A 22,400-nucleotide genomic window follows, 5' to 3' on the forward strand; every position below is an offset into this window, starting at 1 on the left:
GACGTCCGGCAGGCTCCCAGCCTCAAGTTTTATCTGAACTACCGTTTTACCCGGACAATCCGCGGGCCGATTCCCGACGTTGCCCAAGAATTTCGCAAGAAACCAGTTCCCCCAAGAGCCACAAAGAAGGTAGGACACCGTGAACCCGGTAATCAAAAAATTCCAGTTCGGTCAGTCGACCGTTACCCTCGAGACTGGCCGTATCGCCCGTCAGGCCTCCGGCGCAGTATTGGTCACCGTTGACGACGACGTCAGCGTATTGGTGACCGTAGTCGGTGCCAAGCAAGCTGATCCGGGCAAGGGCTTCTTCCCTCTGTCCGTTCACTACCAGGAAAAGACTTACGCTGCCGGTAAGATTCCTGGCGGTTTCTTCAAGCGTGAAGGCCGTCCTTCCGAGAAAGAAACCCTGACTTCCCGACTGATCGACCGTCCGATCCGTCCGCTGTTCCCTGAAGGTTTCATGAACGAAGTGCAGGTTGTCTGCACCGTCGTTTCCACCAGCAAGAAAACCGATCCGGACATCGCTGCGATGATCGGTACCTCGGCTGCCCTGGCGATCTCCGGCATTCCGTTCGACGGCCCGATCGGCGCCGCTCGCGTTGCTTTCCACGAAAGCACCGGCTACCTGCTGAACCCGACCTACGAGCAGCAAGCTGCCTCGAGCCTGGACATGGTCGTTGCCGGTACTTCGGACGCTGTGCTGATGGTTGAATCGGAAGCCAAAGAGCTGACCGAAGACCAGATGCTGGGCGCGGTACTGTTTGCTCACGACGAGTTCCAGGTCGTCATCAACGCCGTTAAAGAACTGGCTGCCGAAGCAGCCAAGCCAACCTGGACCTGGGCACCTGCCCCAGAAGCCACCGAGCTGCTGGCTGCTATCCGTTCCGAGTTCGGCGAAGCGATCTCCCAGGCTTACACCATCACCATCAAGGCCGACCGTTACGCGCGTCTGGGCGAGCTGCGTGACCAGGTCGTAGCCAAGCTGTCCGGCGAAGAAGGCCAGCCTTCGGCTGCCGACGTCAAAGCGGCTTTCGGCGAAATCGAATACCGCACCGTTCGCGAAAACATCGTAAACGGCAAGCCACGTATCGACGGTCGCGACACCCGCACCGTACGCCCGCTGAACATCGAAGTCGGCGTTCTGCCGAAGACTCACGGTTCGGCACTGTTCACCCGTGGCGAAACCCAGGCTCTGGTCGTCGCGACGCTGGGCACCGCCCGTGACGCGCAACTGCTGGACACTCTGGAAGGCGAGAAAAAAGACCCGTTCATGCTGCACTACAACTTCCCTCCGTTCTCGGTGGGCGAGTGTGGTCGCATGGGTGGCGCCGGTCGTCGTGAAATCGGTCACGGCCGTCTGGCCCGTCGCTCGGTTTCGGCCATGCTGCCAGCCGCTGACGTGTTCCCGTACACCATCCGTGTGGTTTCGGAAATCACCGAATCCAACGGTTCGAGCTCGATGGCTTCCGTTTGCGGCGCTTCCCTGGCCCTGATGGATGCTGGTGTTCCGATGAAGGCACCGGTTGCCGGTATCGCCATGGGTCTGGTTAAAGAAGGCGAGAAGTTCGCCGTCCTGACCGACATCCTGGGTGACGAAGACCACCTGGGCGACATGGACTTCAAAGTAGCCGGTACCGCCAAAGGTGTGACCGCGCTGCAGATGGACATCAAGATCAAGGGCATCACCGAAGAGATCATGGAAATCGCTCTGGGCCAAGCCCTGGAAGCGCGCCTGAACATCCTCGGCCAGATGAACCAGATCATCGGCCAGTCGCGTACCGAACTGTCGGCCAACGCTCCGACCATGATCGCGATGAAGATCGACACCGACAAGATCCGTGACGTTATCGGTAAAGGTGGCGCGACCATCCGTGCGATCTGCGAAGAAACCAAGGCTTCGATCGACATCGAAGACGACGGTTCGATCAAGATCTTCGGCGAAACCAAGGAAGCGGCTGAAGCAGCACGTCAGCGCGTTCTGGGTATCACCGCTGAGGCCGAGATCGGCAAGATCTACGTCGGCAAGGTTGAGCGCATCGTCGACTTCGGCGCATTCGTCAACATCCTGCCAGGCAAGGACGGTCTGGTTCACATCTCGATGCTGAGCGACGCTCGCGTAGAGAAAGTGACCGACATCCTGAAAGAAGGCCAGGAAGTGGAAGTGCTGGTACTGGACGTGGACAACCGCGGCCGTATCAAGCTGTCCATCAAAGACGTGGCAGCTGCCAAGGCTTCGGGCGTTTAATCACCCCGCAGCCCTAGCGCAATGAAAATGCCCCGCCGTGAAAACGGCGGGGCATTTTTTTGTCCGTGAAATATCGAGCCATTCGGCAAAGTTGCCGACCTGCAAGACCAGTGCTAGGTTTAGCCCACCGCCCGTGTAGCTCAGCCGGTAGAGCAGCGCACTCGTAACGCGAAGGTCGCAGGTTCGATTCCTGTCTCGGGCACCACCTCTCCGTTATCCTTTTAAACCGGCATTTATGTTCCACAGGTCAACTTTTTGTGGGAGAGATGTAAAGAGCCGTGTAATTCGTCATGCAAACGTCCTATATTCGGTGCCTGCATGAGCATCGCCCAGCAGTTTTCAGATGATCCCGAATGGTTCCGAAGGCCGGACAGTCCGCGTCAGAGAGATCCTTGATGATCCAGATCCATCCTCCATTCCCATGATCAGCGAGAACGCCATGACCGAATTAACTCAAGAGCAACGTCACGAAGAAGCGCTTAGAAAATACATCCTGGATGTTCCGGATCTGAAGGAAGAGATCAAGGACCTGAGTCCCGATGAACAGAAGGACCAGATCCAGTGGGCGTTCGAAGACGAAGCCGAAGCCCAGGGGCTGCAGCCTTGGGAGTTGACCCTCAAGTACACCAGTACGCCTGAGGAGTTCGAGGCCAAGCGCCTGGAACTGCACAAGGAGGCGGCCGAAGTATTGGGTGTCGATTGGGAAGAGTACTGCGAGATGAACAATCTGGTGGTCTGAAACAAAAACGCCAGCCTCGAAACGGCTGGCGTTTTTTATTGCCCGACTGCCTCAGATGCTCAGGCGCATCGACAGGTCCACGGCCTTCACATCCTTGGTCATCGCGCCGATCGAGATGTAATCCACCCCGGTCTGTGCGATCGGCAGCAACGTGCTTTCGTTGATGCCGCCACTGGCTTCCAGTTTTGCCTTGCCAGCGTTCAGGCGCACGGCTTCGCGCATGTCATCGAGGCTCAATTCGTCGAGCATGATGATGTCGGCACCGGCGGCCAGCGCTTCTTTCAGTTCCTCCAGACTTTCCACTTCGATTTCCACCGGTTTGCCCGGTGCAATCTTGTGCGCGGCGGCAATGGCCTGCGGGATGCCACCGCTGGCGGCGATGTGGTTTTCCTTGATCAGGAACGCATCGTAGAGGCCGATGCGGTGGTTGTGGCAGCCACCGCAGGTGACCGCGTATTTCTGCGCCAGGCGCAGGCCCGGCAGGGTCTTGCGCGTGTCGAGCAGTTTCACCGACGTCTCGGCGACGAAGTCCGCCAGGTACTGCGCGCGGGTCGCCACGCCCGACAGCAATTGCAGGAAGTTCAGCGCGCTGCGCTCACCGGTCAGCAGCGAGCGTGCAGGGCCTTCCAGATGAAACAGCGGCTGATTCGGCGAAACCCGTTCCCCATCGCGCACCTGCCAATGCACCGCCACCCGGGGATCGAGCTGGCGGAACACTGCATCGACCCAGGCCGTGCCACTGATGACGGCGGCGTCGCGGGTGATGATAGTGGCTTTGGCCAGGCGTTCGGCCGGGATCAGTTGCGCGGTGATGTCGCCGCTGCCGATGTCTTCGAGCAACGCACGGCGCACGTTGGCTTCGATTTCGGCGGTCAAATCGGCGAGACGTAGATTCGGCATAACGGGCTCCACAAACTAAGTGGCCCGATTATAGGGGCATGGCGTCGGCCAACCCAAGGCGAGAACGGCGACGCAGCGCTGCATCCGGTCGATTTTGTTGAGCAAACCGGATTTCGGCGTGGTCACTGCAAGGTGTCGGCGTATAGGGGAAACCCTGACGGCTCTGGCGCCGGGGACATCTTTTGCAAGATAATCCGCCTTGCATTTGACGCCATGACTTTGACGTCGGCGAATCACCGTTTCAGGAGGCTTGGATGCACAACGACGGGAATGTAGTGCCTCTGCACAAGGCCACTACCGATCAGGCGAATCACTCGCCGCTCGCCCGCCTGCCTGTGATTCTGCTTCAGGTTCGTGACAAGGCTGCCCAGCGCCTGCGCAACGGTTTGCAGGAGTTGTTCGATAACGCCGACGACACCCTGTTCGAAATGGCCGACCGGGCACGTAATGACGTCGAACAGAACATCTTTTTCGAGGCCATGCGTGACCTGCGCCTCAAGCGCAAGCACATCGAGCGCGGTTTTCTCGAGCAGTTCTTCGAAGCCTTTATCGGCCTCACTCAATTCGATCCCGCGCCTACCGTCCTTTCTCACGCCTTCCAGCATGAGGAAACCACCCTGCGCACCGATGACATGGAGCGCAAAGTCGCGGTGGAGACCATGGTCGGCCGCGTACTGAATCGCGACGGTTTCGCCCTCGACCAACTGACTTCGCGATTCAATGCGCTGTTGGGCAAGACTCTGGACGATCAATACAACCCTCTGGGTCCGGCGATGCTTTGCGAATACTTCCTGCAAGCCGGGCGCAATCTGGGGGTGGAGATCAAGGTCAAACTGATCCTGCTCAAACTGTTCGAGCGCTATGTGCTGGCCGACACAGATCAACTTTACGCCGAAGCCAACCAACTGCTGAGCGCCACGGGCGTGTTGCCCGAGCTCAAACCGGCACCGGCCCGTCGCGCCATCGATCAGGCTGTGGCCAGCGTGCGGAGCGAATTCGAAGGCATCGACAAAACCCAGGCCGATGCGGGCGTGCAGGAGGTCTTCACCGCGTTGCAGGAGTTGCTGCTGCACGTGCGCGGCACGGTTGCGCCGACCCTGGAACCCAGCGCTCCCGCCCAGCCGATTTCCACTCGGGACCTGCTGCGCCTGCTTTCGCACTTGCAGCAATACGTGCCGGCGCTGGCGGTGCAGGACGATTTCGATCTGCGCCATCAGCTCGAACAGTTGCTGACCCGGGTCAGCGTGCGCAGCGGCAAATCGCGAATTGTCGGCGGGGCTGACGAAGACGTGATCAATCTGGTGGCCATGGTCTTCGACTGCATCCTCGATGATCGCAATCTGCCGGATTCGCTCAAGGCGTTGATCGCGCGGTTGCAGATCCCGATGTTGAAGGTCGCGGTGATCGACAAAAGCTTCTTCAGCCGCAGCAGCCACCCGGCCCGCCGCTTGCTCAATGAAATCGCCGAAGCGGCGATGGGCTGGGGGGAGTGCGACGGTAATGCGCGCGACAGCCTGTACCTGCGCATCGAACAAGTGGTGCAGCGCCTGCTGACGGATTTTGTCGATGACCCGGCGATTTTTTCCGAGTTGCTGGCAGACTTCCTCGCGTTCACCAGTGACGAACGCCGTCGCAGCGAACTGCTTGAACAGCGTTTGCGCGATGCCGAAGAGGGCCGGGCGAAAACCGAACTGGCCCGCCAGCGGGTCGAGCAGGCGCTGAATCAGGCGTTGCTGGGCAAAGTCTTGCCACCGTCGGTGGTGACATTCGTGCAGGACGCCTGGAGCAAAGTGTTGCTGCTGACCTGCCTCAAGCACGGCGATCAGTCCGCTGAATGGCACGCCGACGTGCAGACCATGGAGCAATTGATCTGGAGCGTGCAGCGCCACGACGACGCCAAAGCGGGTCTGCGCCTGCTGGCGCTGGTGCCGGGGTTGCTCAAGTCATTGCGCGACGGCCTGAGCACTTCGGCCTTCGATCCGTTTGCCACCAGCGGCTTTTTCAGCGAACTGGAAGCGCTGCATGTACGCCTGCTCGATCCGTCCAGCGAACCGGATCAGACCACACTGCCGGAAATGATCGAAGTATCGCAGACGATTGTCTTGCAGATGGCCGACGACGGCCTGCAGCCACGCACGCCGGCGCGTTTGCCGGCAGACGATGCAGGTTTGCGCCAGGTCGATCAGCTGCGCCTGGGCAGTTGGGTGGCGTTCGAGGAAGATGAAGAACACACCCTGCGCTGCAAACTGGCGGCGATCATCGAAGCCACCGGCAAATACGTGTTTGTCGACCGTACCGGGATGAAAGTGCTGGAGCGCGATCGCACGGAACTGGCCCTGGCGTTTCGTCGCGGCGCGGTGCGGGCGCTGGACGACACCTTGCTGTTCGACCGGGCGCTGGAATCGGTGCTCGGCAATCTGCGGCGGCTCAATCGCGGCAAGTGATCGCGCGCCGGGGGCCGATCACGGCATACTGGTCGCCAACACAGTCGGCGTTGAAGGAATCGGTATGCAGTTGGATCCCGCAAGCGGGTGGTGTCACGGGGTGCAGGTCTGCCCTTCGCCCAACTTCAATGAACGCCCGGCGGGCGAAGTCTCCCTGTTGGTCATCCACAACATCAGCCTGCCACCGGCGCAGTTCGCCACCGGCAAGGTGCAGGAATTTTTCCAGAATCGTCTGGATGTCACGGAACATCCCTACTTTGCCGGGATCGCCGACCTGCGTGTATCTGCGCATTTTCTGATCGAACGTGACGGCAAGGTCACCCAGTTTGTCTCCTGTCTTGAGCGTGCCTGGCATGCCGGTGTTTCGGTGTTCGAAGGACGGGAAACCTGTAACGATTTTTCACTGGGCATCGAGCTGGAAGGTACCGATGATCTGCCGTTCACCGATGCGCAGTACCAGGCGTTGACCGTGCTGACCCGGCAGATACAGGCGGCGTTCCCGGCGATTACTGTCGAGCGCATCTGCGGGCACAGCGACATCGCCCCCGGACGCAAGACCGACCCCGGACCCGCATTCGACTGGGCACGCTACCGCGCCGCCCTGGCACAAGAGGAAGGACAATGAGTTTTCTGGTGTTACTGCTGGCGGTCTGGATCGAGAAGTTCTCGGCCCTGCGCCAACGGGTTCAACGCGATGGCGGATGGATCCGCGAACTGCACAAGCTTGAAAGCGGCGGGCTGGCCAAACAGCCGTGGCTGGTGCTGACCGTCCTGGTGCTGTTGCCGGTGGCGCTGCTGGGATTGCTGCTGGTGGTGCTGGACCCGGTGGCCTACGGTCTGCTGGCCTTGCCGGTGCATTTGCTAGTGGTGATTTACAGCCTGGGGCGCGGAGATCTGCTCGGCGAACTGGGGCCGTTTCGCGACGCCTGGCGTCGTGAGGATCTGCAGGCCGCCGCCCATGTGGCCAAGCGTGATCTGAACATCTGCGCCGAAAGCGGCGAACAATTGCTGGAGCAAGTGCAACAGCATCTGTTGTGGCAGGCCTATCAGAGTTTCTTCGCGGTGATTTTCTGGTACTTCCTGCTCGGTCCGGTCGCGGCACTGAGCTATCGCTTGCTGGCGCTGGCGGAAGAAAACGCCCTAAACCCGGCGGTAGCCGAACGGGCCGGGCAACTGCGTCACGCCTTCGACTGGGTGCCGGTGCGCCTGTTGGCGGCGAGTCTTGCCCTGGTCGGCAATTTCGTCGCGGTCAGCCGGGTGATGCTGCACGAATTGCTGAACTGGAACATCAGCGCCGCCCAGCTCATCAACAAGGTCGGGCTGGTTGCCGGGGAAATTCCGCCGGCCGCCGTCGGCCCCGAAGGCATCAACACCCTCGACTGTCTGTGGGAACTGCTGCTGCGGGCCGCGGTGCTGTGGTATGCCTGCTTTGCCCTGTGGACGGTACTCGCGTAGGCCGTTACTGCGACGAGGGGGGCAATCCCCCTCGTTAACCTTAAGTTACAAAACCTCCCTTCGATTTGAGCTATACAGAGATAGCGCCCGATAGTGGCTATCTGCTGTCGCCCCGCGCCTGCCAATAAAAACAAGAAAAACCAAGGGAGACTTCCAGTGAAGAGCTTGCTCTATCCCGCCGTCTCGCTGATGAACCGCTTGAGCTTCGGCATGAAGTTCAGCCTGATCAGCGTGCTGTTCCTGGTGCCAATGCTGGTGACCAACTTCTATCTGGTGCGCGATTCCTATCGCGAATTCCAGGGCACCCGGGTTGAGCTGCAGAGCCTCGACCTGCTGGGCAGCAGCCTGACCCTGCGTCGGGATCTGGAAACTCTCAACAATCTGGTGCAGATCAACGTTACCCTCGGCCAGTCCGGCAAGGCCGGTAATGTCGAGGCGCAGATCACCAGTCTTGAGCAAAACGTCCTGGCACGCCTGCAAGGGTTGACGCCCATGACCGAGGATCCGGAGCAGATCAAGTTCTTCGAGACCAAGCGCGATGAAATGATCGCTGCGTTCAAGAACCAGCAAGCGGAAAACTCCCTGCAAAGCAAAAGTGCGCTGATCGGCAAATTGCTGGGCAATGCGCAGATTTTCAGCCAGATCGTGGCCAGTCAGGCCGGTTTGAGCCGTGACAACCAGAGCGACATTCGCCAGCTCAGCGAGCTGGTCACCGCGATCACGCCGGCCGTTACCCAGGCCTTGGGCGAAGGTCGGGCGATGGGCTCATATTCCTTGGGCCAGGGCTTTCTCAACAGCTCGTCGAGCACCCGCTTCGACGAGCTGCTGGTGCAGATCGAAAAACTGCAGGCCGAGTACGGTCTGAAATTGCAGGACGCGCTGGGTTCGAGCAAAGCCGCCCGAGATTCTCTGAGCGCGCCGGCCGATGCCAGCAAGGCGTCGCTGAAACAGGCCGGCACACTGATCGAAGAGCAAGTGGTGATGGCCGAAACGCTCGACGCCCCGTGGCAGGGGTTTTATGACCAGGTCACCGGGCTGATGGACCAGACCTATCAGCTCAACGACGCCACCCTGAAATTCCTCGACACCCAATTGCAGCAGCGCCTGGGGCAAAACCGCACGCACATGGTGCTGCAAGCCGTGGCGTTGTCGGTGGTGTTCGTGCTGATTTTCTATCTCTACGGCGGCTTCTACGCCTCCACCCGCGCCACCCTGAAAAACCTCGGTGCCATGATGGACAAAGTGGCGGCGGGCGACATGACGGTGAATTTCCGCGCCAACAGCCGCGATGAACTCGGCGAGTTGGGCGAGGTGTTCAACGGTACGGTGCGCAAAATCCATGACCTGATCGAACGGGTCGGCCACACCGTTGGCGAGGTCGAGCGACAGGCGGGGCAAGTGGAAAATGTTTCGGCGCAAAGCAATCAGGCGGTCGCCGGGCAACGTACGCAAATCGAGCAAGTGGCTACCGCAATGAACCAGATGTCGGCGACATCGCTGGAGGTGGCACGCAGTGCCGCGGCAGCGGTCAGCAGCGCCCACAGCGTAAACGACGAAACCATCAGTGGTCGCGGCTTGGTGGAGTCGCAGCAAGGCAGCATCGCGGCACTGGCGAGCGAAATCGATCAGTCGGTGCTGGTGATCAACCAGTTGGCCAGCGACAGCCAGTCGATCAGTCGCGTTCTGGAAGTGATCAAGAGCATCGCCGAACAGACCAACCTGCTGGCGCTCAACGCCGCGATCGAGGCTGCGCGGGCCGGTGAGCAGGGGCGCGGTTTTGCCGTGGTCGCTGACGAAGTCCGCACGCTGGCCAAACGCACTCAGCAATCGACCGAAGAAATCGAGCAGATGATCGCCAAACTCCATGGCGGCGTCGGCGCGGCGGTGAAGGCCATGGGCGTCAGCCATCAGATGGCCAACGGCACGGTGGGGCAGTCGGAAAAAGTCCAGCAGGCGCTGGAAAACATCCTCGGCGCTGTCGGCATGATCGTCGACCAGAACCAGCAGATCGCCGCCGCCGTCGAGCAGCAGACCGCCGTGGCCCATGACATTGACCAGAACATCGTCGAGATCAACCGTGCCGGCGAGCGCACCGCAGAAGGCGCGCATCAGACTGAAGATGCCAGCCGTGCGTTGTCGGCGCAGGTGGTCGAGTTGAAGCAATTGATCAGCGCGTTCCGGGTTTGAATCGACCTGCCTCCTCTGAGGCAGGTTTTTTCGGAATGGCTTGTAGTACTTGTTTGCTTACATCGGTAAGACAAATCCTGTTTTCCTCCGGGCGCTGGTTTTTCGTCTTCAATGAACCAAGCTCTGTTCTTTGACCACTTGGAGGAGATGCACATGTCTGTCGCAACCCTGGGCGTCCAGGGCCGCTGCGCCCACTGCCAGACCACGCTGGTGCTCAAACCCTGGCAACTGAATGCCATATCCATCCACGAACCATTCACCTGTGCGCATTGCCAGAAAAACCTGGAGCTGCGCTGCCCGAAGCAGATCAAACGCTTGCGTTCGCTCGATTCACTTGGCCTGCTGCGCGCCAGTGCGCTCGTGACCGTGTGCACCGCGCTGCTGGTGGCCCTGGTGATGGAATGGGTAGGGCTGCTCAGCGTCACCGAGCAGTTGAACGCGTCGCTGATCACGATTTTCGTGTACTTCGCGGTGATTCGTTACGCCCGGCGGCGTCAGCACCTGACCCTGATTCTCGACGCGGCCAAGGCCCACGCCGACTGACTACCAGCCGAACACGTCGCAGCTGTTGGCGGTACTGGCGGCGGCGAGTTGTGGCGCACTGGTGTTCATCAATGCGGCCAGTGAGTCGCAGATTGCCGGCAGGTGCGCCGGCGTATTGCGAATGCCGGGGTACATGGCAGGCGCCATGTCCGGGGAGTCGGTTTCCAGCACCACCGAGTCCAGCGGCAAGTCGGCCAGCACCCGGTGCATGCGCAATGCCTGCGGCCAGGTCGGTGCACCGCCGAGGCCGAGTTTGAAACCGAGCTTGATGTATTCCCGCGCCTCTTCACGACTGCCGGCGAAGGCGTGGATGATCCCGGCGCGCTTGAGCTTGAAGCGCTTGAGCGTGGCAATCACTGCCGCATGGCTGCGCCGTACGTGGATCAATGCCGGCAGTTCGAAATCCGCCGCCAGTTGCAACTGTGCCTCGAACAACGCCTGCTGGCGTTCGCGGTCGAGGGTTTCGATGAAATAATCCAGGCCGATTTCGCCGACTGCGCACAGCTGCCGATGACCTTTTAGCCGAGTCAGCCAGTCGCCCAGTGCCAGCAAATCTTCAGGCCGGTGCTGATCGAGATAGACCGGGTGCAATCCGAACGCCGCGTACAGATCGGCATCGCTTTGCACCAGGTCCCACACCCGCTGCCAATTCCCCTCGTAAACCCCGAGCACCACCATTCGCCGCACCCCGAGGGCGCGGCTTTCGTTCAGCAGCGCCGCGCGGTCGGCGTCGAAGTCGGGGAAGTCCAGATGGGTGTGGCTGTCGATCAGCTCCACGGCTCAGTCCCGGTTAATACGCTGCTTGAAGGTACGGGCGATGGCCTGCACGCCGGGCTGGTAATCCGATTGCTCGACCGCCGCCAGTGCCAGTTCCAGTGCCTTGTCGGCGATCAACTGGTGCTGCTGGGCCATGGCGTTGACCGGCAGCGGCAGGAAGTCCAGCAACTGGGTGTCGCCAAACGTGCCCAGGCGCAGCGGGCGGGATTTGAGCGGGAAGTCGTGCAGCGCGTCGAACACGCCTTGCAGCAGAACGTAGGAGGTGGTCACCAGCGCATCCGGCAAATGCCCGAGGCGTTGCAGGAGTTCTTCCATCAACTGCTTGCCGCACTCGCGGCTGAAAGACTCGGCGTGCTCGACCAGCACTTCGCCCTTGAACCCGGCCAAGGCTTGCTTGAACCCGGCCGCACGTTCCTGGCTGATGCTCAGTTCCGGACGGGCACCCAACAGCACGATCTGTTTCGGCTGCGGGTCGAGCAGGCTTTCGGTCAGGTGCAGGCTGGCTTCGCGATCATCGCTGACCACCGAGCAGAAGTGTTCGGCATCCATCACCCGGTCAATGGCAATGATCGGCAAACCCTTGGCCTGCAACTGGCGATAACTGTCGTCACCGGCCGGCAGGCAACTGGCGACGATCAACGCATCGCAGCGCCGGGCGCGGAACAGTTGCAGCAGTTGCCGCTCGCTGTCCGGCGCATCGTCGGAGCTGGCGATCAACAATTGATAGCCGCGAGCCCGGGCGCCTTGCTCCAGCAGTTTGGCGATCCGCGCGTAACTGGGGTTTTCCAGATCCGGCAGGATAAAACCCAGGGTCCGGGTGTGCCGACTGCGCAGCCCGGCCGCCTGTGGATTGGGGGTAAAGCCGTGCAGATCGACCACCGCCCGCACGCGCTCGACGGTGGCGTTGCTGATGCGTTGCTGTTCGGCCTTGCCGTTGATGACGTAGCTGGCGGTGGTCACGGACACTCCGGCCAACCGCGCGATATCACTGAGTTTCAACCCGGGATTTCCTTGTTTTTTCGAGCTTGCCGCGACATTTTCGCCAATCCTACCCGATTCAGGCAGGCGACTATTGTCGCAGCGCATCCGACAAGTTGGACTTCAAGGATGGGACATTATCGAGTAACGTGCCGATCAATCTAGATTAAACGTTTCAGCAAGCGTATTTTCTACGTTTTAGACGCCTTTGGCCGGTTCTGCCGTGAAACCGCCAAAACTGCCTCCTGAAAAGGATGGCCTACAGCGCCTAAGCTGCAACCATTCAAAACAATACCTGGCATTGAACAGTGCCAAAAAGGAGATCGCATGCTCGAGCTCACTGTAGAGCAGATATCCATGGGCCAGTCGGCTGTGGATAAACCCGCCGCTTTGCAATTGCTGGCCAGTCATCTGGTCGCCGATGGACTTGTTGCCGACGGATACCTTGCCGGGCTGCAGGCCCGGGAGGCTCAGGGCTCGACCTTCCTCGGCCAAGGCATTGCGATCCCCCACGGCACGCCCGAAACCCGCGATCAGGTGTTCGCCACCGGCGTACGCCTGATGCAGTTTCCCGACGGCGTGGATTGGGGCGACGGCCAGATCGTTTATCTGGCCATCGGCATCGCCGCCAAATCCGACGAACACCTGCGCCTGCTGCAATTGCTGACCCGCGCCCTCGGCGAGACCGATCTTGGTCAGGCCCTGCGTCGTGCGAGTTCGCCGGAAGCACTGCTGAAACTGCTGCAAGGTGCGCCGCAAGAGCTGGCGCTGGATGCGCAGATGATCGGCCTCGGGGTCTCCGCCGACGATTTCGAAGAACTGGTCTGGCGCGGGGCGCGTCTGCTGCGCCAGGCCGATTGCGTGAGCAACGGTTTCGCCGGTGTGTTGCAGCAAGTTGAAGCGCTGCCGCTGGGCGATGGCCTGTGGTGGCTGCACAGCGAGCAGACCGTGAAGCGTCCGGGCCTGGCCTTCGTCACGCCGGACAAACCGATGCGCTACCTCGGCCAGCCCCTCAGCGGGCTGTTCTGTCTGGCCAGCCTGGGTGAAGCGCATCAGGCGTTGCTTGAGCGTTTGTGCGCGTTGCTGATCGAAGGTCGCGGCCATGAACTGGGCCGCGCCACCAGCAGCCGCAAAGTCCTCGAAGTGCTTGGTGGTGAGTTGCCGGCCGACTGGCCGAGCGCGCGAATTGCGCTGGCCAACGCCCATGGCCTGCACGCGCGACCGGCGAAAATCCTCGCGCAACTGGCGAAAAGTTTTGACGGTGAAATCCGTGTGCGCATTGTCGACGGTCGGGACAGCGCCGTGTCGGTGAAGAGCCTGAGCAAACTGCTGAGCCTCGGCGCCCGTCGCGGTCAGGTACTGGAAATCATTGCCGAACCGAGCATCGCTGCCGATGCGCTGCCGGCCTTGCTGAGCGCTATTGAAGAAGGCCTCGGTGAAGAAGTCGAACCGTTGCCTGCAGTCAGTCAACAGCGCGAAGTGATTACGGACATTGCAGAAGTCCTGAGCGCCCCGGCCTCCGGCAGCCTGCTGCAAGCGATCCCCGCTGCCCCCGGCATCGCCATCGGCCCGGCGCACATTCAGGTCCAGCAAACCATCGATTACCCCTTGCGCGGCGAGTCCGCCGCTATCGAACGCGAGCGTCTAAAGCATGCGCTGGTCGACGTGCGCCAGGACATTCAGGGCCTGATCGAACGCAGCAAGGCCAAGGCGATCCGCGAGATTTTCATCACCCACCAGGAAATGCTCGACGACCCGGAACTCACCGACGAAGTCGACACCCGCCTCAAGCAGGGCGAAAGCGCCGAAGCAGCCTGGATGGCTGTGATCGAAGCTGCCGCTAAACAACAGGAAGCGTTGCAGGACGCGTTGCTCGCCGAACGCGCCGCCGACCTGCGCGACATCGGTCGTCGGGTGCTGGCGCAACTGTGTGGCGTGCAGACGCCCGCCGAGCCGGAGCAACCGTACATTCTGGTGATGGATGAGGTCGGCCCGTCCGACGTGGCGCGTCTGGATCCGGCGCGGGTCGCGGGGATTCTCACCGCCCGTGGTGGCGCCACCGCTCACAGCGCCATCGTGGCTCGCGCGCTGGGCATTCCGGCGCTGGTCGGCGCGGGTGCTGCAGTGTTGCTGCTGAAGCCGGGCACGCCGTTGCTGCTCGACGGCCAGCGCGGTCGCCTGCACGTCGATGCGGATGCCGTGACCCTGCAACGCGCCAGCGAAGAACGCGACACCCGCGAACAACGCCTGAAAGCCGCCGCCGAACAACGCCACCAACCGGCGCACACCAGCGACGGTCACGCCGTTGAAGTGTTCGCCAACATCGGCGAAAGCGCCGGTGTGATCAGCGCGGTGGAGCAAGGCGCCGAAGGCATCGGCCTGCTGCGCACCGAGCTGATTTTCATGGCTCATCCACAGGCGCCGGACGAGGCGACTCAGGAAGCCGAATACCGCCGCGTCCTCGATGGCCTTGCCGGTCGGCCGCTGGTGGTGCGCACCCTCGATGTCGGCGGCGACAAACCGCTGCCGTACTGGCCGATCGCCAAGGAAGAAAACCCGTTCCTCGGCGTGCGCGGGATTCGCCTGACCTTGCAGCGTCCGCAGATCATGGAAGCGCAGTTGCGCGCCTTGCTGCGTTCGGCAGACAACCGTCCGTTGCGGATCATGTTCCCGATGGTCGGCAGCGTCGAAGAGTGGCGCCAGGCCCGCGACATGACCGAACGCCTGCGTCTGGAAATTCCGGTTGCCGACCTGCAACTCGGAATCATGATCGAAGTGCCGTCCGCCGCGTTGCTGGCGCCGGTGCTGGCCAAAGAAGTCGACTTCTTCAGCGTCGGCACCAACGACCTGACCCAGTACACGCTGGCAATCGACCGTGGTCATCCGACCCTGTCCGCCCAGGCTGACGGTCTGCATCCGGCGGTACTGCAACTGATCGACATCACCGTGCGCGCGGCCCATGCCCATGGCAAATGGGTCGGTGTGTGCGGCGAGCTGGCGGCGGATCCGCTGGCGGTACCGGTGCTGGTCGGCCTCGGTGTGGATGAACTGAGCGTCTCCGGGCGCAGCATCGCCGAGGTCAAGGCACGCATCCGCGAACTCAGCCTGACCCAGGCACAAACTCTTGCTCAACAAGCCCTGGCCGTGGGCAGCGCCAACGAAGTGCGCGCATTAGTGGAGGCCCTGTAATGGCCAAGATTCTTACCCTGACCCTCAACCCGGCGCTGGACCTCACGGTGCAGTTGCCAAGCCTTGAGGCCGGTCAGGTCAACCGCAGCGACGCGATGCACACCCACGCCGCCGGCAAGGGCGTCAACGTCGCGCAAGTGCTGGCCGACCTCGGTCATCAACTGACGGTCAGCGGCTTTCTCGGCGAGGACAATCTGCAAGCATTCGAAAACCTGTTCGCCAGGCGCGGTTTCACCGATGCGTTTATCCGGGTGCCCGGCGAGACCCGCAGCAACATCAAGGTCGCGGAACAGGACGGCCGCATCACTGACATCAACGGCCCGGGCCCGGTGGTCGGCGTGGTGGCGCAACAGGCATTGCTGGATCGTCTGGTGCAGATCGCGCCGGGGCATGACGCGGTGGTGGTGGCCGGTAGTCTGCCGCGCGGCGTCAGTGCGCAGTGGTTGCGCGAACTGGTGGAGCGCTTGAAGGCGTTGGGCCTGAAAGTCGCCCTGGACACCAGCGGCGAAGCTTTGCGCGAGGCGCTCAAGGCCGGTCCGTGGCTGATCAAACCGAATACCGAAGAGCTGGCCGATGCGCTGGGCTGTGAGGTGGTGTCCCGCGCGTCTCAGGCCGAGGCAGCCAATCGGCTGCATGCTCAGGGTATCGAGCATGTGGTGATTTCCCACGGCGCCGAAGGTGTGAACTGGTTCAGTGTCGGCTCGGCGCTGCATGCGACGCCGCCGAAGGTCAGCGTCGCCAGCACGGTCGGTGCCGGTGATTCGTTGCTGGCGGGCATGCTTCACGGTCTGCTCAGCGCCGACACGCCGGAACAAACCCTGCGCACGGCCACCGCCATTGCGGCGCAGGCGGTGACCCAGATCGGTTTCGGTATTCACGATGCTGCGCAACTGACGCAGCTCGAACAGGGCGTGCGCGTGCGCCCCCTGACAGAACAATAAGAGGGTTTGTCATGAAATTAGCCATTGTCACGGCCTGCCCGAACGGCATGGTCACCAGTGTGCTGTGCGCCCGGTTGCTGGATGCCGCGGCCCAGCGTCAGGGCTGGAGCACCAGCGTCGAAGTGGTGGATGCGGCGCACCCGGAACGTGAGTTGTCGGCGGCCACCATCGAGGCCGCCGAGTGGGTGTTGCTGGTGGCCACCGGACCTGTAGACATGACCCGGTTCATCGGCAAGAAAGTCTTTCGGATCGCGCCGGCGCAAGCCCTGCAGGATGTCGAAGGCGTGCTGCGGCGCGGCGCCGTCGAGGCCGAGGTTTACGTCGCTGCCGAAACGCCGCCCGTGGTTGCCAGCGCCCAAGCGCCGCGCCTGGTCGCTGTCACTGCATGCCCGACCGGCGTCGCCCACACCTTCATGGCCGCCGAAGCCTTGCAGCAAGCCGCCAAGCGTCTGGGCTACGACCTGCAAGTCGAAACCCAGGGCTCGGTCGGCGCGCGAAACCCGCTGAGCGCAGCGGCGATTGCCGAGGCTGACGTGGTGCTGCTGGCGGCAGACATTGAGGTCGCCACCGAGCGTTTCGCCGGCAAGAAAATTTACCGCTGCGGCACCGGGATTGCGTTGAAGCAGTCCGAAGCCACGCTGAAAAAAGCGTTGGCCGAAGGCAAGCAGGAAAGTGCTGCGAGCGACGGCAAAGCGCCGGCCAAACAGGAGAAAAGTGGCGTCTACAAACACCTGCTGACCGGCGTGTCGTTCATGCTGCCGATGGTGGTGGCGGGCGGTCTGATGATCGCTTTGTCGTTCGTGTTCGGCATCACCGCCTTCAAGGAAGAAGGCACGCTGGCGGCGGCGCTGATGCAGATCGGTGGCGAGACCGCGTTCAAATTGATGGTGCCGCTGCTGGCCGGTTACATCGCCTGGTCGATTGCCGACCGTCCCGGACTCGCGCCGGGGATGATCGGCGGTTTGCTGGCGAGCACCCTGGGCGCCGGTTTCATCGGCGGGATCGCTGCCGGGTTTATCGCGGGCTACGCGGCCAAGGCGATCAGTCGCTATGTGGCGTTGCCGCAAAGTCTGGAAGCGCTGAAACCGATTCTGATCATCCCGTTGTTCGCCAGCCTGTTCACCGGGCTGGTGATGATTTACGTGGTCGGCAAACCGGTGGCCGGGATGCTCGCGGCGCTGACGCATTTCCTCGACAGCATGGGCACCACCAACGCGATCCTGCTCGGTGTGTTGCTGGGTGGGATGATGTGCGTCGACCTCGGCGGGCCGATCAACAAGGCTGCCTACGCGTTCTCGGTGGGGCTGCTGGCCTCGCAGAGTTATGCACCGATGGCCGCGACCATGGCCGCCGGCATGGTGCCGCCGATCGGTCTGGGCATCGCCACGTTCATCGCCCGACGCAAGTTCGCCCAGACTGAACGCGAGGCCGGTAAAGCGGCGCTGGTGCTCGGGTTGTGCTTCATTTCCGAAGGGGCGATTCCGTTTGCCGCGAAAGACCCGTTGCGGGTGATTCCGGCAAGCATTGCCGGCGGTGCGCTGACCGGTGCGCTGTCGATGTACTTCGGCTGCAAGCTGATGGCGCCCCACGGTGGACTGTTCGTGCTGGCGATTCCGAATGCGATCAACCATGCGCTGCTGTACCTGCTGGCGATTGTCGCGGGCAGTCTGCTGACGGCGGTGGTGTACGCGCTGGTCAAACGACCGGAAGCGGTGGAGCTGGCGCTGGAGCCCGCGAAGGCCTGAGGTGTCACACCCCTTTCATCTAGTGGTGCTTAAGTTTTCCTTTTTTCAGGGAGAACACCATGAGCGATTTCAATCCCGGTCGCCGGCGCGTGATGCAAGCCGTCGGCGCCGGACTGCTGATGCCGGGGCTGGCGCCGGCAGTCATCGCGTCGGTCAAGGATCGACCGCAACTCACTGATGGCGTGCAATCCGGTGACTTGCAGGGCGACCGCGCGATGATCTGGAGCCGTGCCGACCGCCCGGCGCAGATGGTGGTGGAGTGGGACACCCGCAGCCAGTTCCGCCACCCGCGCCGTGTCGTCTCGGCGCTGGCCGATGCCCGCAGCGATTTCACCGCCCGCGTCGAACTCTCGGGCTTGCCCGCCGATCAGGCGATTTTCTACCGCGTGTATTTCAAGGATGCCCGCACCGGCGTCACCAGCGAACCGTGGCTCGGCCATTTGCGCAGTGCGCCGACCGCACCGCGCAATATCCGCTTTGTGTGGAGTGGCGACACCGTCGGCCAGGGCTTCGGCATCAACCCCGATATCGGCGGCATGCGCATTTATGAAGCGATGCGCCTGCGCCTGCCGGACTTCTTTATCCACAGCGGCGACACCATCTACGCCGACGGCCCGGTGCCGGCGCAACTGACCACCGAGGGTGGCCGGATCTGGCGCAACCTCACCACCGAAGCCAAGAGCAAAGTCGCCCAGACCCTCGACGACTATCGCGGCAATTACCGCTACAACCTGCTGGATGAAAACGTCCGTCGCTTCAACGCCGAAGTGCCGCAGATCTGGCAGTGGGACGACCATGAAGTGGTCAACAACTGGTCGCCGGGCAAGCAGCTCGACGAGCGTTATCAGGAAAAAAATATCCACACCCTGGTCGGCCGTGCGCGTCAGGCCTGGCTCGAATATTCGCCGATGCGTTTGCAGGCGGCCGATGGCGGCGGGCGGATCTATCGCAAGCTGAGTTACGGGCCGATGCTCGATGTGTTCGTGCTCGACATGCGCAGTTATCGCGGCGCCAACGACGACAATCTCGGGGCGGAAAAACCGTTCTTGGGGCGCGAGCAACTGAACTGGCTCAAACGCGGATTGAAAGCCTCGAAGGCTCAGTGGAAAGTCATCGCCGCTGACATGCCGATCGGTCTTGGCGTGCCGGATGGCGAGGTCAGCCCCGGTGTTGCGCGCTGGGAAGCGGTGGCCAACGGCGACCCCGGTCCGGCGCAGGGGCGTGAGCTGGAAATCGCCGAGCTGCTGGGCTTTTTGCGCGCGCAACAAGTACGCAATTTCGTGTTCCTGACAGCGGACGTGCATTACTGCGCGGCGCATCACTACCATCCGGATCGCGCGGCGTTCCAGGATTTTGAACCGTTCTGGGAGTTTGTCGCGGGGCCCTTGAACGCCGGCAGTTTCGGGCCCAATCCGCTGGACAAGACCTTTGGCCCGCAAGTGGTGTTCGAGAAGGCGCCGGCGGTACAGAACGCCTCGCCGTTTGCCGGGTTTCAGTTTTTCGGTGAGGTGAACATCGAGGGGCAGAGCGGGGAGATGAGCGTGGTGTTGCGGGATCTGGAGGGGGTTGCGGTGTTTGAGCAAAAACTGCAACCGACTTGAGTTCACCGCAAACAATTTGTGGGAGCGAGCAAGCTCGCTCCCACAGTGGTTATGTGTGGTCAGTAAACGTCGCGGCGATAGCGACCCTGTTCGATCAGGTGTTCGACCTCTTCGGCGCCCAGCACTTCATTGAGCACCTGATCCACGCCTGACGCCATGCCTTGCAGGCTGCCGCAGATGTAGATCACGGCACCGTCCGCCAGCCATTTCTTCAACTCGTCGGCCGATTCGCGCAGGCGATCCTGCACGTAAATCTTCTCGGCCTGATCCCGCGAGAACGCCAGATCGAGACGTTCCAGATCGCCGTTGATCAACCACTCTTCCAGCTCCGCACGGCAGAGGAAATCGTGCTCGCGATTGCGCTCGCCAAACAGCAGCCAGTGACGCTGTTGGTTGTCGGCAATCCGCGCCTTGAGCAGGCTGCGCAAACCGGCGAGGCCGGTGCCGTTGCCCAGCAGAATCATCGGCACCGCAGCGTTCGGCAGATGGAAACCGCTGTTGCGGCGCACGCGCAGACTGATGCTGCCGCCGACCGGAGCATGCTCGGTCAGCCAGCCGGAACCGATGCCGAGACGACCGTCGGCATGCTGTTCCTGACGCACGATCAGCTCCAGCACGCCGTCGGCGGCAATCGAGGCGATCGAGTATTCGCGCATGGCCAGCGGCACCATTGCATCGACCAGTGCCTGAGCATGCAGGCCCACCAGATGGGCGCGGTGCTCGGGCAGTTGGCGGGTGGCGAGGGCGACCTCCAGCGACTCTTCCAGGCCGTTGACTTTGACGCTGGTTTCACCACGGATGCCGAGACCGTCGAGAAAGTGCTCGATGGCCCACGGGCAGTTGCGCGGCAGCACTTCCACCAGATCGCCGGCCAGCCAGCTGCGGGAGGTCGGTGCGGTCAAGCCGAGCAGGAAGACGGGGGCGCCGCTGCTGTCCGGGTTCATCAGTTCTCGACGTACCAGCGTCCAGTTTTCGTAGCTAGGCGCCTGCCAGGTGTCGACCGGCGCTTGTCCGGTGATTTGGCCCAGCTGTGTCTGCCAGTGACGCAGCGCGTAAGGATCACCGCTGTCGACTTCCACCGGGGCGAACAGGGTCTTGCCGCCGTGCTCGCCCAGCCATTGATGCAGGCGCCGGGCGAAACCGCAGAAGTGCTCATACTGACGGTCGCCGAGACCGAGCACGGCGTAGTTGAGGCTGTCGAGGGTCGAGGCGTTCTTCAACACCTTGCGCTCGAAACCGCGAGCGCTGTCCGGCGCTTCGCCATCGCCGAAGGTGCTGACCACAAACAGCGCGTTGTTCGATTCGCGCAGATCCTGCTCGCTGACATTGGCCAGCGGCTGCACCTTCACCGGCAATCCGGCCGCCTGCAACTGGCCGGCGGTCTGCCAGGCGAGTTGCTCGGCAAAACCGCTCTGGCTGGCAAAGCCGATCAGCCACGCCGGTGTATCGCCGGCCGGTTGGTCGAGACCTTTGCGGGCATCCTTGATCTGCTTTTTCTTGCGTCGGCGATCCAGGTACAGCAGCCAGCCGGTGATGAAGAACAGCGGCATCAACACCGCTGCGACGGTGACGATGATTCGCCCGGCCAGGCCGAAATAGCTGCCGACATGCAGCGCGTAAATGCTGGTCAGCAATTGCGCCTTGAAGCTCTTGTCGGCGTAGCGATCCACACGTTTGACGACGCCGGTGGCCGGGTCGAGGGTGATCTGGTTCAGCGCGCGGTCATGGGGCGAGCTGTCGAGCAGATAGAACACGGTCGCCGGTTGGCCGGCCACGGGCGGCATACGGATGTTGTAGGAGGCGAGGCCTGGACCTGCGGCGCTGTAGATGCTGATCCACATGGCGGCGTAATCGGCAGTCGGCGCCGGCCCTTCGGGGGCCGGGCCGCGACCGCCGCGCACGCGCTCGTTTTGCGGCGCGTCGGAAAGCAATCTGTTCAGGCCTTTGTTGTACCACTCGTAGGACCAGGACAGTCCGGTCAGTGCCAGCAGCAGGTAAACCAGCATGCACCAGGTGCCGAACACCGAATGCAGATCCCAATTGAAGCTGCGGCCCTTTTTCTTCCAGTCGAGGGTCAGCCAGACGCGCCAGCTGTTCCACTGGCGCGGCCAGCGCAGGTACAGGCCGGACAGGCAGAAAAACAGCAGCATCAGGGTGCAGGCGCCGGTGATGTTGCGGCCCGTATCGCCCATGGCGAGGAACCGGTGCAGTTGCAGCATCAGGCCGAAGAAATCCTGACCGGTGGCGTTGCCCTTGAAATCGGCGGTGTAAGGATCGAAGTAGCGCATCTCGCCACGGCGCTCACCTTTGGGCGGGGTGAACCAGACGCGGCCGGCGCTGCCGCTTTCGGTCTCGACGGAGAGCATCGAGACTTTCTTGCCCGAGGCCGCTTCGATCCGCGCCACCAGATCGCCGGGCGGCAGGACGCCGGCGACCTGTTTCTCCACCTGCAACACGGAGGGGTTGAGGGCTTTGAGTATTTCGTCCTGAAACGAATAGGCAGCGCCGGTAATGCCCATCAGGGCCAGCACCAGCCCGGCAGTGATGCCAAAAAACCAGTGCAACTGGAACAGGGTTTTCTTCAACACGTCGCTTGCCTTGTCCGTTCGGAATGGTGTTCACGGCGTGCATTATGCCGTGGCTTATCGAGAAACGT

At 62.1% G+C, this 22,400-nt stretch carries 15 protein-coding genes and 1 tRNA gene; 12 read left to right on the forward strand and 4 right to left on the reverse strand.

The window, feature by feature from the left end:
* Positions 1 to 139 precede the first annotated feature (139 nt).
* The 3 genes from pnp to I5961_RS04025 all read left to right on the forward strand — a co-directional run bounded on the left by pnp (position 140) and on the right by I5961_RS04025 (position 2,984).
* Positions 140 to 2,245 carry a polyribonucleotide nucleotidyltransferase gene (gene pnp / locus I5961_RS04015; protein WP_011332410.1) on the forward strand — a complete coding sequence of 702 codons (2,106 nt, stop codon included), beginning with the start codon at positions 140 to 142 and terminating at the stop codon, positions 2,243 to 2,245.
* 129 nt (positions 2,246 to 2,374) lie between these two features.
* A tRNA-Thr gene (locus I5961_RS04020) sits at positions 2,375 to 2,450 on the forward strand.
* Positions 2,451 to 2,684: 234 nt separating this feature from the next.
* Positions 2,685 to 2,984, forward strand: coding sequence for a DUF6388 family protein (locus I5961_RS04025; protein WP_085698564.1), 300 nt, complete (start codon positions 2,685 to 2,687; stop codon positions 2,982 to 2,984).
* Positions 2,985 to 3,035: 51 nt separating this feature from the next.
* On the opposite strand, the gene nadC is transcribed toward I5961_RS04025, so the two are convergent.
* Complete coding sequence (gene nadC / locus I5961_RS04030; RefSeq protein WP_011332412.1) at positions 3,036 to 3,884, reverse strand: carboxylating nicotinate-nucleotide diphosphorylase; 849 nt, start codon at positions 3,882 to 3,884, stop codon at positions 3,036 to 3,038.
* 254 nt (positions 3,885 to 4,138) lie between these two features.
* Between nadC and I5961_RS04035 the strand changes: the two genes are divergently transcribed.
* From I5961_RS04035 to I5961_RS04055, 5 genes are all read left to right on the forward strand, one after another.
* On the forward strand, positions 4,139 to 6,328 hold the full coding sequence (locus tag I5961_RS04035; RefSeq protein WP_227234429.1) for a DUF1631 domain-containing protein: 2,190 nt from the start codon (positions 4,139 to 4,141) through the stop codon (positions 6,326 to 6,328).
* Between the two features lie 64 nt (positions 6,329 to 6,392).
* Entirely contained in the window at positions 6,393 to 6,953 is a 561-nt protein-coding gene (gene ampD / locus I5961_RS04040) for a 1,6-anhydro-N-acetylmuramyl-L-alanine amidase AmpD (protein WP_085698399.1), read from the forward strand.
* Positions 6,950 to 7,783 (forward strand): regulatory signaling modulator protein AmpE, encoded by an 834-nt coding sequence (ampE, locus tag I5961_RS04045; RefSeq protein ID WP_227234431.1) that lies wholly within the window; start codon positions 6,950 to 6,952, stop codon positions 7,781 to 7,783. Before ampD ends, ampE begins: the two co-directional genes overlap by 4 nt.
* Before the next feature lie 156 nt (positions 7,784 to 7,939).
* Positions 7,940 to 9,970, forward strand: coding sequence for a methyl-accepting chemotaxis protein (locus tag I5961_RS04050; RefSeq protein ID WP_227234432.1), 2,031 nt, complete (start codon positions 7,940 to 7,942; stop codon positions 9,968 to 9,970).
* A 153-nt stretch (positions 9,971 to 10,123) separates the two neighbouring features.
* On the forward strand, positions 10,124 to 10,513 hold the full coding sequence (locus I5961_RS04055; RefSeq protein ID WP_085698402.1) for a hypothetical protein: 390 nt from the start codon (positions 10,124 to 10,126) through the stop codon (positions 10,511 to 10,513).
* On the opposite strand, the gene I5961_RS04060 is transcribed toward I5961_RS04055, so the two are convergent.
* Positions 10,514 to 11,290 carry a TatD family hydrolase gene (locus I5961_RS04060; protein WP_085702441.1) on the reverse strand — a complete coding sequence of 259 codons (777 nt, stop codon included), beginning with the start codon at positions 11,288 to 11,290 and terminating at the stop codon, positions 10,514 to 10,516.
* Between the two features lie 3 nt (positions 11,291 to 11,293).
* Positions 11,294 to 12,289: a catabolite repressor/activator gene (cra, locus tag I5961_RS04065; RefSeq protein ID WP_085702442.1), complete on the reverse strand. Its 996-nt coding sequence runs from the start codon at positions 12,287 to 12,289 to the stop codon at positions 11,294 to 11,296.
* Between the two features lie 306 nt (positions 12,290 to 12,595).
* Between cra and ptsP the strand changes: the two genes are divergently transcribed.
* Genes ptsP through I5961_RS04085 form a run of 4 tightly spaced genes read left to right on the forward strand, consistent with a single transcriptional unit; the run spans position 12,596 to position 19,744 of the window.
* Positions 12,596 to 15,457, forward strand: coding sequence for a phosphoenolpyruvate--protein phosphotransferase (gene ptsP / locus I5961_RS04070; RefSeq protein ID WP_227234434.1), 2,862 nt, complete (start codon positions 12,596 to 12,598; stop codon positions 15,455 to 15,457).
* Positions 15,457 to 16,398 carry a 1-phosphofructokinase gene (pfkB, locus tag I5961_RS04075; RefSeq protein WP_085702444.1) on the forward strand — a complete coding sequence of 314 codons (942 nt, stop codon included), beginning with the start codon at positions 15,457 to 15,459 and terminating at the stop codon, positions 16,396 to 16,398. Before ptsP ends, pfkB begins: the two co-directional genes overlap by 1 nt.
* Positions 16,399 to 16,409: 11 nt before the next feature.
* Entirely contained in the window at positions 16,410 to 18,143 is a 1,734-nt protein-coding gene (locus tag I5961_RS04080; RefSeq protein ID WP_085698407.1) for a PTS fructose-like transporter subunit IIB, read from the forward strand.
* Positions 18,144 to 18,202: 59 nt separating this feature from the next.
* Positions 18,203 to 19,744, forward strand: coding sequence for an alkaline phosphatase D family protein (locus I5961_RS04085; RefSeq protein ID WP_227234436.1), 1,542 nt, complete (start codon positions 18,203 to 18,205; stop codon positions 19,742 to 19,744).
* A gap of 59 nt (positions 19,745 to 19,803) precedes the next feature.
* Here I5961_RS04085 and I5961_RS04090 read toward each other — a convergent pair whose 3' ends face one another.
* Entirely contained in the window at positions 19,804 to 22,332 is a 2,529-nt protein-coding gene (locus I5961_RS04090) for a PepSY domain-containing protein (RefSeq protein WP_227234438.1), read from the reverse strand.
* Positions 22,333 to 22,400: the final 68 nt, after the last annotated feature.

This window comes from Pseudomonas sp. IAC-BECa141, from assembly GCF_020544405.1.
GTDB lineage: Bacteria > Pseudomonadota > Gammaproteobacteria > Pseudomonadales > Pseudomonadaceae > Aquipseudomonas.

Excerpts from the sequence above, each read along its gene's own strand:
- I5961_RS04025 (WP_085698564.1), top strand. The coding sequence starts at position 2,685 with ATGACCGAATTAACTCAAGAGCAACGTCACGAAGAAGCGCTTAGAAAA.
- nadC (WP_011332412.1), bottom strand. The coding sequence starts at position 3,884 with ATGCCGAATCTACGTCTCGCCGATTTGACCGCCGAAATCGAAGCCAAC.
- I5961_RS04035 (WP_227234429.1), top strand. The coding sequence starts at position 4,139 with ATGCACAACGACGGGAATGTAGTGCCTCTGCACAAGGCCACTACCGAT.
- ampD (WP_085698399.1), top strand. The coding sequence starts at position 6,393 with ATGCAGTTGGATCCCGCAAGCGGGTGGTGTCACGGGGTGCAGGTCTGC.
- ampE (WP_227234431.1), top strand. The coding sequence starts at position 6,950 with ATGAGTTTTCTGGTGTTACTGCTGGCGGTCTGGATCGAGAAGTTCTCG.
- I5961_RS04055 (WP_085698402.1), top strand. The coding sequence starts at position 10,124 with ATGTCTGTCGCAACCCTGGGCGTCCAGGGCCGCTGCGCCCACTGCCAG.
- ptsP (WP_227234434.1), top strand. The coding sequence starts at position 12,596 with ATGCTCGAGCTCACTGTAGAGCAGATATCCATGGGCCAGTCGGCTGTG.
- pfkB (WP_085702444.1), top strand. The coding sequence starts at position 15,457 with ATGGCCAAGATTCTTACCCTGACCCTCAACCCGGCGCTGGACCTCACG.
- I5961_RS04080 (WP_085698407.1), top strand. The coding sequence starts at position 16,410 with ATGAAATTAGCCATTGTCACGGCCTGCCCGAACGGCATGGTCACCAGT.
- I5961_RS04085 (WP_227234436.1), top strand. The coding sequence starts at position 18,203 with ATGAGCGATTTCAATCCCGGTCGCCGGCGCGTGATGCAAGCCGTCGGC.